Annotated in this window: 16 protein-coding genes; 5 read left to right on the top strand and 11 right to left on the bottom strand. The window is 60.9% G+C overall.

Annotation, left to right across the window (positions count from 1 at the left end; all coding sequences use genetic code 11):
• Positions 1–46 precede the first annotated feature (46 nt).
• The 4 genes from J2857_RS23525 (at position 47) to J2857_RS23510 (ending at position 3,769) form a co-directional block, all read left to right on the top strand.
• A complete protein-coding gene (locus tag J2857_RS23525; RefSeq protein ID WP_210012537.1) occupies positions 47–1,216 on the top strand; it encodes a pyridoxal phosphate-dependent aminotransferase in 1,170 nt (389 codons plus the stop codon).
• A gap of 159 nt (positions 1,217–1,375) precedes the next feature.
• Positions 1,376–2,410, top strand: coding sequence for a UDP-glucose 4-epimerase GalE (galE, locus tag J2857_RS23520; RefSeq protein ID WP_210012536.1), 1,035 nt, complete (start codon positions 1,376–1,378; stop codon positions 2,408–2,410).
• Between the two features lie 111 nt (positions 2,411–2,521).
• Positions 2,522–2,854 (top strand): hypothetical protein, encoded by a 333-nt coding sequence (locus J2857_RS23515; protein WP_210012535.1) that lies wholly within the window; start codon positions 2,522–2,524, stop codon positions 2,852–2,854.
• Between the two features lie 123 nt (positions 2,855–2,977).
• Positions 2,978–3,769, top strand: a complete 792-nt coding sequence (locus tag J2857_RS23510) for a polysaccharide deacetylase family protein (protein WP_210012534.1) — start codon at positions 2,978–2,980, stop codon at positions 3,767–3,769.
• Between the two features lie 92 nt (positions 3,770–3,861).
• Here J2857_RS23510 and J2857_RS23505 read toward each other — a convergent pair whose 3' ends face one another.
• From J2857_RS23505 to J2857_RS23495, 3 genes are all read right to left on the bottom strand, one after another.
• Positions 3,862–4,260, bottom strand: a complete 399-nt coding sequence (locus tag J2857_RS23505) for a DUF1236 domain-containing protein (protein ID WP_210013021.1) — start codon at positions 4,258–4,260, stop codon at positions 3,862–3,864.
• An 89-nt stretch (positions 4,261–4,349) separates the two neighbouring features.
• Entirely contained in the window at positions 4,350–4,535 is a 186-nt protein-coding gene (locus tag J2857_RS23500; RefSeq protein WP_210012533.1) for a hypothetical protein, read from the bottom strand.
• Between the two features lie 22 nt (positions 4,536–4,557).
• The gene (locus J2857_RS23495; protein WP_210012532.1) at positions 4,558–5,364 is read right to left on the bottom strand and encodes a DUF1236 domain-containing protein; all 807 of its coding nucleotides are present in this window, start codon (positions 5,362–5,364) and stop codon (positions 4,558–4,560) included.
• Positions 5,365–5,909: 545 nt separating this feature from the next.
• Between J2857_RS23495 and J2857_RS23490 the strand changes: the two genes are divergently transcribed.
• A complete protein-coding gene (locus J2857_RS23490; protein ID WP_245363769.1) occupies positions 5,910–6,497 on the top strand; it encodes a hypothetical protein in 588 nt (195 codons plus the stop codon).
• On the opposite strand, the gene J2857_RS23485 is transcribed toward J2857_RS23490, so the two are convergent.
• The 8 genes from J2857_RS23485 to J2857_RS23450 form a co-directional block, all read right to left on the bottom strand.
• A complete protein-coding gene (locus J2857_RS23485) occupies positions 6,471–7,145 on the bottom strand; it encodes a response regulator (protein ID WP_210012531.1) in 675 nt (224 codons plus the stop codon). The genes J2857_RS23490 and J2857_RS23485 overlap by 27 nt on opposite strands.
• The gene (locus J2857_RS23480) at positions 7,142–8,542 is read right to left on the bottom strand and encodes a sensor histidine kinase (RefSeq protein ID WP_210013019.1); all 1,401 of its coding nucleotides are present in this window, start codon (positions 8,540–8,542) and stop codon (positions 7,142–7,144) included. Before J2857_RS23480 ends, J2857_RS23485 begins: the two co-directional genes overlap by 4 nt.
• A gap of 348 nt (positions 8,543–8,890) precedes the next feature.
• On the bottom strand, positions 8,891–9,583 hold the full coding sequence (locus tag J2857_RS23475) for an FkbM family methyltransferase (protein WP_210012530.1): 693 nt from the start codon (positions 9,581–9,583) through the stop codon (positions 8,891–8,893).
• Between the two features lie 81 nt (positions 9,584–9,664).
• Positions 9,665–10,585 (bottom strand): hypothetical protein, encoded by a 921-nt coding sequence (locus J2857_RS23470; protein ID WP_210012529.1) that lies wholly within the window; start codon positions 10,583–10,585, stop codon positions 9,665–9,667.
• A gap of 215 nt (positions 10,586–10,800) precedes the next feature.
• Positions 10,801–12,021, bottom strand: coding sequence for a glycosyltransferase family 4 protein (locus J2857_RS23465; protein WP_245363860.1), 1,221 nt, complete (start codon positions 12,019–12,021; stop codon positions 10,801–10,803).
• 2 nt (positions 12,022–12,023) lie between these two features.
• The gene (locus tag J2857_RS23460; RefSeq protein ID WP_210012527.1) at positions 12,024–12,797 is read right to left on the bottom strand and encodes a class I SAM-dependent DNA methyltransferase; all 774 of its coding nucleotides are present in this window, start codon (positions 12,795–12,797) and stop codon (positions 12,024–12,026) included.
• Positions 12,794–13,903, bottom strand: coding sequence for a DegT/DnrJ/EryC1/StrS family aminotransferase (locus tag J2857_RS23455; RefSeq protein ID WP_210012526.1), 1,110 nt, complete (start codon positions 13,901–13,903; stop codon positions 12,794–12,796). Before J2857_RS23455 ends, J2857_RS23460 begins: the two co-directional genes overlap by 4 nt.
• Positions 13,900–14,376 (bottom strand): hypothetical protein, encoded by a 477-nt coding sequence (locus tag J2857_RS23450; RefSeq protein ID WP_210012525.1) that lies wholly within the window; start codon positions 14,374–14,376, stop codon positions 13,900–13,902. The genes J2857_RS23455 and J2857_RS23450 overlap by 4 nt, the downstream gene beginning before the upstream one ends.
• Positions 14,377–14,473: the final 97 nt, after the last annotated feature.

The raw sequence follows: 14,473 nt of genomic DNA, 5'->3' as shown, positions 1-14,473 counted from the left end.
TGGGCTTCCTGCGCTAAAGAAGTGGGAAACAAGCCAAGGGAATTCCATGTCGATCATCTCCAGTCTCAGCCCCCGCGCCGTCGCGGCGCCCGAAAGCGGCATCGTCGAGGTCATCACTTACGCCCGCGGGCGGGAGGGATTGATCCCGCTCTGGGCCGGTGAAGGCGATCTGCCGAGCCCGGATTTCATCAACCGCGCCGCAACCGACGCCCTGCTCGGCGGCGAGACCTTCTACACCTGGCAGCGCGGCATTCCCGAACTGCGCCAGGCGCTGTCGGATTATTACACGCGGCATTTCTCCGTCTCGCTGCCGGTCGAGCATTTTTACGTCACAGGATCCGGCATGCATGCGATCATGCTGGCGGTTCAGGCCGTGACCTCGCCGGGCGACGAGTTGATCTACCTGTCGCCGACCTGGCCGAACATCATCTCGGCGATCGAGATCTCCGGCGCCCATTCGGTCGGCCTGCCGCTCGATTTCGTCGGCGGCCGCTGGTCGCTCGATCTCGCCAAGCTGGAAGCAAAGATCACGCCGAAGACCAGGGGTCTGTTCATCAACACGCCCGCCAACCCGACTGGCTGGACCGCAACGCTCGAAGACCTCAAGAACATCCTGGCGCTCGCCCGCAAGCACGGCATCTGGATCATCGCCGACGAGATCTATGCCCGTTATTATTACGGTGGTGCTGCCCGCGCTCCGTCCTTCCTCGACATCATGGAGGAAGGCGACCGGATCATCTTCGCCAATTCCTTCTCCAAGAACTGGTCGATGACCGGCTGGCGGGTCGGCTGGATCGTCGCTCCGCCGGAAATGGGACAGGTGATCGAAAACCTGGTGCAGTATTCGAATTCCGGCGTGGCGCAGTTCCTGCAGCGCGGCGCCGTCGTGGCGCTTAATCAGGGCGACGATTTCGTCAATGCGAATATCGCCCGGGCCACCCAGGCCCGCGATATCCTCTGCGATGCGCTGATCGCCACCAATCGGGTCGAAACCCTGAAACCGGATGGCGCGCTTTACGCCTTCGTCAAGGTCGATGGCATCACCGACAGCCGTAGCGCGGCGCTCGATATCGTCGACAAGATCGGCGTGGCGCTGGCGCCCGGCTCGGCTTTCGGCAAGGGCGGCGAGCTTTTCCTGCGCGCCTGCTTCCTGCGCGATCCGAAGCAGATCGAAGAGGCCGCTGGCCGCCTCTCCGATTATATCAAGCGTCTCTGACCCGATTCGGGACGCATTCGGTAAAATTCGAGCGATTTGCTCAAGAGCCTATTTGCCTTGGGTCCAGATAAACCCGGCGCGACCAGCGTCGGGTAAGCATTGTTGAAGACTGCCCATGTTTTTGTCCTGCCAACGATAAGAAAGCAGGGAAGTATAGACATGGCAGTTCTGGTGACAGGCGGCGCGGGTTACATCGGCAGCCACATGGCCTGGGCTTTGCTCGACGCCGGCGAGGAAGTTGTCGTTCTCGACCGGCTATCGACCGGTTTCCGCTGGGCCGTGCCGGCTGAGGCGCGCTTCTATCTGGGCGACGTCGGGGACCGCGCGATTCTCGCGCAGATATTCGCGGAAAACAACATCGATGCGATCCTGCATTTTGCAGGCTCGATCGTGGTGCCGCAATCGGTCGCCAACCCACTGGATTATTACGAGAACAACACCGGCAATACCCGGCTGCTTGCCGCAGCCGCGATCGCCGCCGGCATTCGCCACTTTGTCTTCTCTTCGACGGCTGCCGTCTATGGAGACCAGAAAGACGACACTCCCGTCTTCGAAAACGCCGACCTGCATCCGAAGAACCCCTATGGTCAATCGAAGCTGATGTCGGAGATGATGCTGCGCGATGCCGCCGCGGCGCACGATTTCCGTTTCGTGGCGCTGCGCTATTTCAACGTTGCCGGTGCCGATCCGCTCGGCCGCACGGGACTATCGACCGAAGGCGCCACCCATCTCATCAAGATCGCCTGCGAGGCCGAACTCGGCAAACGCCGTGGGGTCGACGTCTACGGAACCGATTATGCGACACCGGACGGCACCGGCATCCGCGACTATATCCATGTCACCGACCTGGTGAGCGCCCATCTGAAGGCCTTGAGCTACCTGCGTCGCGGCGGCGAGCCTCTGATCGCCAATTGCGGCTATGGCCGCGGTTATTCGGTCCTGGAGGTTCTGGATGCGGTGATGCGGGTCGGCGGCCGCAAGTTCGAGATCCGCTACGGACCGCGCCGACCCGGCGATGCGGCAAGCGTGGTCGCCAATTCGACGCTCGCACGCCGCCTGCTTGACTGGAGCCCGCGCCATGACGATCTCGATCTCATCGTCGAGACCGCGATTTCCTGGGAGAAGGGTCTGGCTTCCCGCAAGGCCGAAGACCTCAAGTCGCTGCAGAGCAGGCTGGCTTCGGCACGCTTCTAGCGTCCCGATCGACACAGATATCCGTGGAACATCCTCGGCCTTTCTGGGTTTGACCCTGGGCGGGCAAACCCAATCCACCGGTTCTGCCGGTGGTCTAGCGGAGGAAATCCCATGACTTTCAAGCTTATTACCGTATCGCTCTTTTCCCTCGGCCTGGCGGCCGGCGGGGCGCTTGCCCAGACCAGCGGCACGGGGAATGCAAGTCCTAGCGGAACATCGGCGAGCGATAAGAGCGACAGCCAGAAGAAGATTGACCCCAGCGCCACCAACAGCACGAGCGGCGGTGCCATGGGCAATGCGGCTGGCACGAAGGACACGCGCACCAACTGCGCTCCGAACCTTCAGACCCGGGGTTCGGCCACCACGCCCGACCCGACCGGCACCGCATCGGTTCCCTCGGGCCAGGCTGGCACGAACACCAACGGCCAGGCCACGAACTGCTAAAGCCGAATATATTTCCGCGAAAAAGGCCGGCCCCTCCGGCCTTTTTTGCTGCCGGGATATTCCGTCGCATGGCGTCTTTAAGGCTTTGGCGATAAAAAGAGGCCTTCTCGATATCGGTATGCCATGCGACGCGCCCTGTTTTCCACATTTCTGATATTGCTGCCTCTGGCGGCGGGTGCTGAAAATCCGCCCGCCCGCCCGCCGGTCAGCCGGCCCGCCAATGCGAGTGCAGCACTGGCTCCGAAACTGGTCGAGCCGCATCTGCATGTCGCACGTTCGGGCAATGCCGTTCGCCCCCGGGTCGCGCTGACCTTCGATGCCTGCATGGGTCAGGCTGACCAGCGCATATTATCGACGCTGGTCCGGGAACGCATTCCCGCGACCATTTTCGTCACCGCCCGCTGGCTGAAAAAGAACCCGCAATCGGTCGCAATCTTTCTGCAGAATCTCGATCTGTTCGAATTGCAAAACCACGGCCAGAACCATGTGCCGGCGGTCGATGTGCCGGTCCTGATCTACGGCATCGCCGCTGCCGGGTCGCCGGAAGCCGTTCGCCAAGAAGTGTCAGGCGGCGCCGATGCCATGCTGGCGGCAGGTTTGGCCGCGCCGCGCTGGTTCCGCGGCTCGACCGCCAAATATGATCCGTCCGCCATCCGCCAGATCCGCGATATGGGGTATCGGGTCGCCGGGTATTCGCTGAACGGCGACGGTGGCTCCCTGCTCGGTGCCGACGTCGCCGAAAAACGCATCGCCGCCGCCAAGGACGGCGATGTCGTGCTGGCGCATATCAACCAGCCAACCCATGCGGCCGGCGAGGGCGTAGCTCGCGCGCTCATTGCCCTGAAACGACGCGGCGTCGAATTTGTCCGCCTTTCGGACGTCGATGGCATGGGTGATGACGACACGACGCAGTGAGCGCGGCAGGCTGTCCGGCTGTAATTTTTGACGCAGATCGGGGAGAGACGGGATCCGTCTCTCCCCGAACCGTTATCGGCGCTGGTTGGGATTTAGCGGACGATCTGGACGACTGTGCGGGTCTGTGGGTCGACGATCACGCGCTGTTCGTTCACCACCGCATAGGCGTATTTCGGGCTGTCCGGAACCGGGGTCAGCACCACGGTCTCCGGGATGGGCTTGCCGACGACGATCTTCTGCTTGATGACGACGGGCGATGTCGGGGCAGGGGCCTTTTCAACATAGGTAACGACGCGCTCCGGCGGCGGGTCGATGGCGGTCCCGGCAACCGCGCCCGCGACGCCGCCAACGGCTGCACCGACCGGACCTCCGATGATCGCGCCGGTGACAGCACCGCCGGCGGCACCATTGACGGTACCTTGCTGGGCCGAGGCGACAGGGGCGAGGACGCCCAGCATTGCGGCGGAAAGAACGAGGATCTTGGTCTTCATCATGGTTCTCCTTCTAGGTGTTATCGGGCTGGGTGTTATGGGGCGGTGTGTTGGTTGGCACCGCGCCCTTGGAATGCGATCGAGGCCGTCTATCGCGTGACGGGCGCCGGCGCCTCGATCTTCGGCAGGGTCACATTGATGCCGACGTCACGGTTTCCGAGGTAACCCCCTTCGAAGAGGAAGAGCCCGCCTGCGATGGCGGCGATCAGGAGGACGACGGCGGCCCAGCCGCCGCTACCGCCCGTATGGATCACTGTCGGTTCCCGGTCACTCATGGTTTCCTCCTGCGTTCAGCGCTCAGCCGACCAGGATGTAGACGATCTTGTGGCTCGAAGGCTCGACGATGATGATCCGCCCGTCCGCAAGCACGAAATATTCGTAGCCGCGATAGGCAGGCACGATCTCGACGATGCGCGGCGGCAACGGATGCAGTTCCACCGTCGTCGGAATGGCGACCCCGACATTGACCTCGACATCCACATTGACCGGCTCGACCTTGTTCTGGACGAGGATCTTGCGCACTTCCGTCCTCTGTTCGGCCGAGATGTTGATGCTACCGGTGACCTCGTTGGAAGGTTTATCGGTAGCGGCCTGGTTTGAGCCGGGCTGCTGTGTGCCGTTGTTCTGGCGGGCAGTGTCATCGGTTGCCGGTTTAGGGGCGTCCGTTCCCGAGCTCGAACCGGAATTTGCGGTCGTGGAACTGTCGCTCTGGCCGGTAGGTTTCTGCTGTGCCGTGTTGTCGTTGGCGCGCGGCTGGGTAGCCTGTGCCTTCGTCGGATCGGCCGATTTTTCCTGAGCTGCGCTATCGCCCTTCGGCTTCAGGCGCTGCTGGTCGCCGGCCTGGGCTTGGGCGTGGGTGTTGCCGCCGGCCGAACCCTGTGGCTGTTGTGTCGTGGCGCCCATATCCTGCTGCGGCTGACCCTGCTTGGCACCGGATGAACCATCCGAACCCGGCACGATTTTGCGTGGCAGTATCGGAGCGGCCGAATTGCCGCCGTCCTGACCGGCCGCCGGTGCCTGACTTTGTGCGACCGCCGGCACGATCGAAAGCGTTGATCCGGCCAGAAGCGCAATCGCGAGCGCGTGTTTCATTGATGGTATCATGATGTTTCCTCCATTTTTCTGGCATTTTCTGGTTCGCCTGCGAACCCGTGGGTGGGCCGCACTCACAGCTTGGAACTCTGACTGCCACGGCTCGTTCCGGGCTTTGGGCTTCAGTCGGGCGGGGCAGGGACTTCGGCCCGATCGTTTTTGGGCCTTTGGTCTGACGTGGCTGGGCAAAGGTCCAAAGAGGGATGAAATAGAGGAACTGCGCTGATAAGGTGCCGTTGATCCTGGAGGTTTTTCAGGAGGTTCCGTCATGGACAACAGCGTTTTCCAGGCCAGATGGCTATTGATCCCCGTCGCAGGGCTTTTTGTCTTCATCGCCACTTTGGGAGCGCTTGCTGTCTGACAGATTCAGACCGGTTCCTGCGCGATCATCGGTCCTTTTTCAGCGCAGAACCTTGCCCGCCGGCTGCCCGTATCGCGGTCGGCGGGCTCTTTGACCGGCAAGAGTGCAACGGTGCCATCAGGGCGGGCGTCCGGTTTAGGCTTGCAAAACAGTTCAAAAATGCTGCACGCAGGAGAGGGCTACCTAGGAGCGAGAGATGCCGACGCGTAGAATGCTATTCTTGAGCGGAGCACTCACCGCAATTATTGCAACCGTGCTGCCTTTGAAGGTTATCGCTGGCGCGGACGGCCTCTTGCGCGTCACGCTGTCGAGCGTTGCGGCCCAGGAGGGCAATGGCAATGGCGGGGGCGGCGGCGGCGGAAGTAATGGTGGAAACGGCGGCTCCGGAGGGAACAGCAACGGGAACGGTAGTGACAATGCCGGCGGCGGGAGCAACAACGGAAATGGTGGCAGCGGTGGAGCTCACACCGGCGGCGCCGGTGGCACGAGCGGAACCGGTACAGGAGCCGGATCGGCTCCGGCAGGCGCAACCACGACGCCGCGCAGCGCGACCGCTGCTCCCTCGCGGCCTTCAGCTCCGGCGAACCCAGGGCCGGCAGCTCCATCGAAAGCCGGCGTCGAGGTCGATATTCGCGGAACCTCGATCACCGTCCGCCATCAAAACGGCGCGACGGAGCGGATTTCCCAGGGGCGTTACGAAATGCGGGATTCGCGTTCCCGCACGATCGTCAACCGGACCGCGACACCCTCGGACATCTCAAGATTGCGGTCGTTCGGCCGCTGAGCGTTGATCGGTCGCATCGCGAAGAGCGAGTGCTGCCTCCGTCCGGTTGGTCACCTTCAGCTTCGACAGGATGCGGGTCATGTGATGCTTGACGGTCTTTTCATGAAGATCGAGCTCCCGCGCCACCCGCTTGTTGCTCAGTCCGGATGCCACGAGGCTGAGGACCTCCTGTTCGCGGTCGGTCAGTTCCGACAAAAGATCGGGCTTTGGCGGGGTTTCGCTCGGGGCGGAAAGGCCGGCGATCAGTCGCGCCGAAAGGGCAGGCGAAACATAGCTCTCCCCGGACGCCACGGTTCTGACCACATCTGCCAGGCCGCGCGAGCCGACGCCCTTGAGGACATAACCTTTTGCGCCGAGCTTCAGCGCGGTCGCGATGTCTTCGCTCGTCTCGGAAACGGTGAGCATGACGATCTTGAGATCCGGGCAGTAATCCAGCGCTTCGGCAATCGCCTCGAGACCGTTGCCGGGCATGGAAATGTCCATCAGCATCACGTCCGGGCACAATTCCCGCACGATGCGCAGCGCGTCGTCACGAGACCCGCCTTCGCCGACCATCTCGAAATCCTCGATCTCCCCGAAGCTGCGCGTCACTCCTTCGCGGAACAACGGATGGTCGTCGACGACCGCTATCTTTATTCCTGCCATCATGCCTGCTCCATTTCATGCACGTTCAGTGACATTCTGACCGTGGTTCCGTCCTTCGATGTGGTGATCGCGAATGTGCCGCCGAGGCTTTCGATCCGCTCCCTGAGCCCTGCGAGCCCGAGACCTTCGGGGCGTATGCGTTGGGGATCGAACCCCGGCCCCCGGTCGGCAACTTCGACGACGACATTGCCGTTGTCAAAACTCTGGCGAACGCTCTGGTCTATGCCGCCGCCATGGCGGAAGCCGTTGTTGAGCGCTTCCTGCACGAAGCGATAGATGCAGATCTTGGCGGAAGGCGAGAGCGGTCGCGATCCGCTCGACACCGACAGTGCGACAGCGACGCCCGTGCGCTGCCGGTGCGCGTTGACGGCGCGCTGCAGCACCTCCGGCAGTTCGGCAGTTTCGATCTGTGGCAGAACCAGGCCGCTGCAGATGCTGCGGATCTCGTCCATCGCCTCGTCGAGGCGGGCCTTGATCGTGGTGACCTCCGCCTCGCGGGCGGTCGGCGGCGTTGCCGGATCGGTCAGGAGCCGGCTGTCCACCCGCAGTGCCGCATAGGCCACAAGCTGGGCCGGCCCGTCATGCAGGTCGGCGCCGAGCCGGCGCAGGTAGCTCTCGTTGAGGGCGGTGGCGCGCCGCGAGGCGCGCTGAGCCCGCGCGTGAAGAGCCTCGTTTTGCGAAAGCAGGTCGGAGAGTTCCGCGACCCGCTGGGTCAATGCCTGTCGCTGATGGTCGATCGTGCGGCTGCCGCGGAAAACGATCGCCGAGAGGATCAGGAAGAAGGCGAGCGTGACGCCGGCCACCGCCGCCCAGCTTCGAAGCTGCGCCTGATAAAGGCTGCGCTCGAAATCGTCCGCAACCTCGTAGAACTCCGAGACCGCGACGACCTCTCCCGACCAGGGCTGCAGGATGGGATTGTAGATTTCGAGAAGCGGAATTCCGGTCGCTCGCTCGATCTTGCTTTCAGGGTCTTCGGCAAGCCCGAACCGCGCCACCATCTGCCCGGAAAACGCGGTTTGTAGACCTTCGCTCGGCCCGTATTTCTGTCCCACCATGCCTTTGTCCGTCGCATAGAGGATCGTGCCGTCCTTGCGCCAGAGCTTGAAGGATATGACCTGGCCACCGAGCGCGCCCTGGCCGAAGGTCTCGTCGAGCGCACGGGTGGTGACGTCGTCGAGCGTCTGGTCGGTCTTCATGTCCGGAAGCAGCGGGGCGATGATGCTGTCGACATAAAGGGCGGTGGACGCCGCCGAATTGCGGGTGACCGCCGCTTCGATGAGGCTGGTCACAAAGGCACCGACCAGAAGCATCGCCGCGAAGGCGACCAAGCCTCCCGCCAGCAGAAACTGCCGGGCGAGGGATTGGTCGTTCCAACGATCAAGAATTGCGCCGAGCCGCATCAGCATGCCGTTCCGATGACCCGCACCCATGCGAGCCGATGGCGCGCAACGCACAAGGGTGCCGATGCGTTGCATTGCGAGTGGATTATTGGATCCCGGACGCAAACGCCCGCGCGGCAATAGCTGCATGGGCGTCCTGAAGTGCTGGGGGTCGAGTTCTCAGTGTAAACCGGCTTCTCCCTTATCGATCCCGCCTCGATTGGATGAGGTTCGCCAACCCTTTGCCATTGGAGGATTAGCAAGAAAACGGTCGTCGTCCAACGGCAGCTGTTGATCGGGCCGGTATCGCGGAGGAAAAGGCCGCCTGGTCGGCCCTCGCGAACAGAGAGCCAAGATGCGGGCGTTTCATCAGGCCGTTCCGGGCATATTGAACTTGAACAGGTAGTCGTGCTCGGTAAGCTGATCCAGGAGCGTATAGCCCTTGGCTTCCAGGAAGCTCCGCATCCGGTCGATGTTCCGGCACTCTATAACCATGAACCTGAAATTATGGCGATCGAAATCCACGCCCATCAGGACCTCAAGTTCGGCACCTTCCACGTCCAGGGACAACACGTCCATCAGCGCTGGCGCTTTGCCCTCGTCCAGGATCGTGCTGAGCGGCTTTGCTACTGCGCCGAACTCGAATGTCGCTTCCCGATTCCTCAGGAATTGTCGTGAGCGCTCCAGATGGGCTGGTACGCTCTCTAAATCGACCTCGACATTCGTGGAGACGCTCATCAGGTTGCCATAAGTCATGTCCACATATTTGTGTGGATAACCGAAGCGCACGCACGCATTGCAGAATATGGCGTTCTTCTCGCTGCGGTTCTTTCTGCATTCCAGAAAATTGTTCGGCGAGGGTTCTATGAGGATGCCGCTCCATCCGCGATTTTTCTCGAAATAATAGGTGTTGGACTGGCGAATGCCGTCATTGGCGCCAAGTTCCACGTAGAACCCGTTGTCGTAATCGACATATTTCTCGATCTTCCGATCCAGCTCGTTGAGCCCGAAATACGGGCTGACGGACTTCTTCTTTTTAAAGGGAAGACGTAGTTTGGGCATCGAGATTCACTCCGTAGGTCCGCAAACGAGGGGGCGGGTCCAGATTCGGCAACCAGGGACGGGCCGCGGCACCGGTTCCTGTCAGCGTTTGGGGACTATCTTCCTCAGGAGGCGCTTTAGCCCCTTTTCCTTCTTCTTCCGATAGCAATGCTCGCGCATATAGGTATCGTCGGCGAGGAAGTTCGTGGCGGGCACCTGCGGGTGGCGGAGCGGAAACTCCAGGCCCTGGCGGGGAAGGTCGGCCAAGCTGCTCTCATCCAGCGTGTGGGTCGCGTCCGCCCGGAAACCCAGGTTGCTGATCAGGTTGTGCTGCGGCTGTATGCTGATCTGCCGTTGGAGCCACTGCGAAAAGTGAAACTGATAGCCCCAGGCGTCGAGCCCGCCTTCGAACACCCGATTGAACGCCTTGATCCAGTGTTCGAATTCTTCAGGATGGGCGACGGTGTTGAGCCAGCCGTTCTCGCGCAAGGTCCCCCAGCGCGATATCGACACATCGTAATTTTGCCAGACCCGGCGCCAGGTAGCCCAGCCCCAGATGAGCGGGTAGCGGCTGAAGAAATAGCTATCCTCGACGGTTACCTTGCCATTCGTGAGATTCGAGCCCGCGATGGAACCGACGCGCTCGTCATCCTCGTATCTGTCCAGAAGTTCGGTGCAATAAGGGAAGAAGCTGGGATCCGGCAGGCAGTCGTCTTCAATGATGATCGCGCGGTCGGTCTGCGAGAATACCCAGTCCAGTCCGGAGGAAATCCGCTTGCGGCAGCCCAGGTTGATGTCGGAATAATTGCGGAAGACTTCGCAGTCCCAGTCGATGTTCTCGACCACCTGCCTTGTCCTGGCACATTTCTCGGCTTCGTTCGCGCGGTCCGCGCGCGGACCGTCTGCGATGATGAACAGCTTGCTGGGGCGTGCCTTGGCAATTTCCTGGAACACCAGTTCGGTGAGATCTGGTCTGTTGAAAATGATGAAGACTACTGGGGCGATCGGTTTTGCTTCGTTCATCTATCCACTCGATTACGGACCTGAAGGGATCGAAATCGCCGTCCAAAGTCTGGAGACCGCCTTTAAACGGATGGAGTTGCACGACACCGGCTCAGCGTCCATTCCGTCCGGTCTCGTAAACCAGATTTGTCCTTTGAGCAAGCGAGGGACGTGCCGTAGATGGGGGCTTTCGGAGGTCGAAGGTGAACGATCCGACCCTTTGCCTTGCCTCCAGTTCAGGCTGACACGCACATCCTCGATGCCAGGCGGGACAGTAGTCGCCTTAGCCTGTCTTCGGCGGCGTATCTTTCACGTGCAAAATGCTCCAGGCGCTGGCGGCCAAGCTCCTGCCACTGGCTATCGCCCGGTCCCTCAGAAAGCCGTTCGATGCAGTCGGCAAGCGAATGGGCGTCGTCCGGGTCGAAAAGAAGTGCGGCATCACCTACGAAATCGGCAAATCGCTGCGGATAGAGGACCGGTTTGCCCAGCACCCATGCCTCCATGGGCGGAAGATTGGATGGGCCGAAATAGCTCGGCATGACCAGCGCTTTAGCGCCCTGATACAAGAGGCTCATATCCTCGGACGGCACGAAGCCGAGGAAATGTGTGTTGCCCGATACCCCGAGACGTTCCGATATGCGCCTGATCGCTCCGGCATGTCCCTGATCGCCACCTGCGAAGACGATGGTGGGTGCGGTGCCGTAGCGCTTGGCCAGAAGCGAGCTGGCCTCAAGCAACCTGATATGATTCTTGTGTGCCCAGAATTGCGCCGGATAGAAAAGGTAACCTGGGGCAAGGCCGTAACCTTCGAGCATCTTAGCGAGTGCGTCGGGAGATGAGGACGCCTCCCCCAGCAGCGGCGCGGGAGAAAAAGGCATCTCTATGAAGCGGTCGCTTGCGACGCCGTAGCGCTGTGATGCCAGTTGGCTGGTGTGGAGCCCATCCGTCAATGTCGTGGCCGCCTTGACGACCGCACGTGAATAAAGCTCTTCGCGCTTTTCGAACTCGCGCTTTTCGGTGACCTCGGGGAATTCGGGATGTTCCAGATGGCAGAGGTCCCAGATCGTGAAAATGTAAGGCGTCGCCTGGAGGTCGAGCGCATATCCGCTGGGGGCGGTGAAGTAGACGAGATCTATTCCCAGCCGTTTTATCTCAAGCTCGAATTCCGTCATCTCTTCACGCCGCCTGCGCGCGGACTGGAAGGCCTGGGCGACCTTCTTGGACAGCTTGCGCTTCGGCTTGACGAAATGCCTGGCCTTCAAGCCATGGGCGGCAAGGGTCTCGATATTGCTTTCTATGGTCGTGTAGATTTCGACGTCATAGGGTTCCGGCGCGATCCGTAGCATCTGCAGGGCGGCAGTGATCGATTGGTTGAAACCGCCCCCGACGGAAATCCTCTTTTCCAGAATCACGGCGAGCTTGAGCCGGGACTTCGCCACTGCATCCTCTGCCGCCATCGTCAATGCCCGGTTTTCTCAACGAGATAATAGACACTCCAGGTGTCTTGCGAAGGCGAATTCCGGGTCAGCCACTCGCCGGTCTCTTTCAGCTTCAAACCGGCAGCTTCTATGTGGCCTTGAATTTCAGCCGGGAAAAAATACCGCATCGGATGGAGTTCCTCGAAACTCGAAATCGCTCCGGTCTTCTTGTCTTCGATGAAGAAGGTGAACTTGACAGTGACGACATGCGCGCTGGCATCGTGCTGTGGCTCCGCAATCCGGATGATCTTGAGATTGTCGTTTTCGGCCCGGCGAATACGGGTTTCAGGGAGCACATGCTCTACGGCCGGCCCGTGCCAGAGGTCGAAAAGAGCGACGGATCCATTTGACATGTGGGCGCTCAATGTCGCGAATGCGGCCGCCACGTCGGCTTCATCGGTCTGGTAGCTCATGACGTGGAAGAGCGAGACAACTGCATCGAACGACCGTCCGGCCTCAAAGTTCCGGAAATCGCCCTGCGTGAAGCGCGCGCGCCCTTCGGGGATATCGGCCTCCATGCCTCGCGCATGTGCCTGCTCGAGCATGTGGGCGCTCAGTTCGACGCCCAGAGTTTCGAAGCCGCTTTTGGCCAGCATCAGATCGTGCTGGCCCGTGCCGCATCCGAAATTCACCAGAGTGCGGGCGCCCGGGACAATCTCCCGCACCAGTTGCGCGACGAACTCAGCCTCTTTCGCATAGTCCTTGCCGGCATTGAGCGTGTCGTAAATTTCCGCGTAATTCGCGAACACGCTCATCGAACGATCTCGCGGACGGCACTGGCGACCTCGTCGATATCCGCATCCGACAGCCCGAGACCGCTTGGAAGATAAAAGCCGTTGGCGCCGATATGCTCCGAAACCGGGTGATGTTCACCTGCGAAAAGCCCCATCTTCTCGAAGACCGGCTGGCGATGCATCGGCCAGAAGAATGGGCGCGTGCCGATCTTCCGGCTGGACAAGGCCGAGACGATCTCGGCACGGTTCTTTTTCGCCGAAGGCCGCACCACGAGGCCGAAAACCCAGTAGATATTGTCGGCATAGTTGGTCGAGCGCGGAGCCCTGTCGAAGCAGTCGAGGTCGCCCAGGCGCTCTTCATAGGCCGCGCCGATCGCTCTCTTGCGGGAGACGACGTCATCCAGTTGTTCGACCTGCGCCAGGCCCAGCGCCGCCTGCAGGTTGGACATCCGGTAATTCCACCCCAACTCGTAATGCACAAATCTCTGCTCCTCGATGAAGCAGAGGTTTCGAAGCGAGCGCGACCGCTCGAGCAGTTCGGGGTCGTTCGACAGGACCATGCCGCCTTCGCCCGTCGTGACATGCTTGTTGGGATAAAAGCTGAATATGCTGATATCGCCGAAACTGCCGCAGGGCTTTCCCTTGTAGGTCTGCCCGTGCATCTCGGCGGCGTCTTCGATGATTTTCAGGCCATGACGCCTGGCCAGGTCGAGGATCGGGTCCATATCGACGGGCAGCCCATAGATATGCACCACCATGATCGCTTTCGTGCGGGGCGTGATGCGCTGCTCGACAGCCTCTGCCGTCATGTTCCAGGTGATGGGATCGCAATCGACCACGACCGGTGTCGCGCCCGCGCGAACGACGGCCGCGGCGCAGGAGATGATGGTGAATGTCGGAATGATGACTTCGTCGCCCTCTCCGATCTTCAGAGCCTTGACGGCGACATCCAGGGCGCATGTGCCGTTCGCGACCGCGACGCCGTCCGCGCGCGAAACCTTTGCGGCAAAGGCTTTCTCAAACCGGCGAACGAAGGGACCTTCGGAGGAGACCCAGCCGCTCTCGATGCACTCTGCGAGGTATTCGGCTTCTCGCCCCTTGAATGACGGTGTGTTGACGGGGATCATGGAGCCTTCACCTTCTGGTCTGGATCGATCGAAAAATGGGTGGGTGGCAAGGAGATGATTTCCTGCTCTGAGGCCCCTTCGAAGATGGTTTTGTCTTCGTTTCCGGCATAGGGGCCTTGTTTGACCTCCAGCATCTCGACGGGCTCCAGCATCTTGAAAGCGTGTCCGCCGGATGTCAGCATCAGCACATCGCCCGCGCCGAGCTCTTCCGACCCGATATATTGCTGTTCCGATGTATAGAAATCGGCCCGCAGGCGGCCACTCTTGATGACGAGCACCTCCTGGGTCAGATGGACCGCGCGCTCGTTCAGATTGTGATAATGGGGTCTGATATATTCGCCTTCGGGGCGTTTCATATAGGCCAGCTGCTGCGAATAGCTTCCATCCGTCACGAATGTCACACCCGGCGAGGTGAATTTGCTGGATATGATGATCGCAATCTCTGTCCCGTTGAAACTTATCCGCTTAATCATTTTTCATCCCAGGATGTGTGGCCCATCGGAAGCGTATACCCCTACCGTTGCAGTGTATCTAGCACCTGTTGGGGACATCCAGAAGATTTCGTAGCTC

Origin of the sequence: Neorhizobium galegae (genome assembly GCF_017877055.1) — a bacterium.
Taxonomy (GTDB): Bacteria; Pseudomonadota; Alphaproteobacteria; order Rhizobiales; family Rhizobiaceae; genus Neorhizobium; species Neorhizobium galegae_D.
Note: the sequence above shows the minus strand (reverse complement) of the source record. Positions and strands in the feature narration are given on the sequence as shown.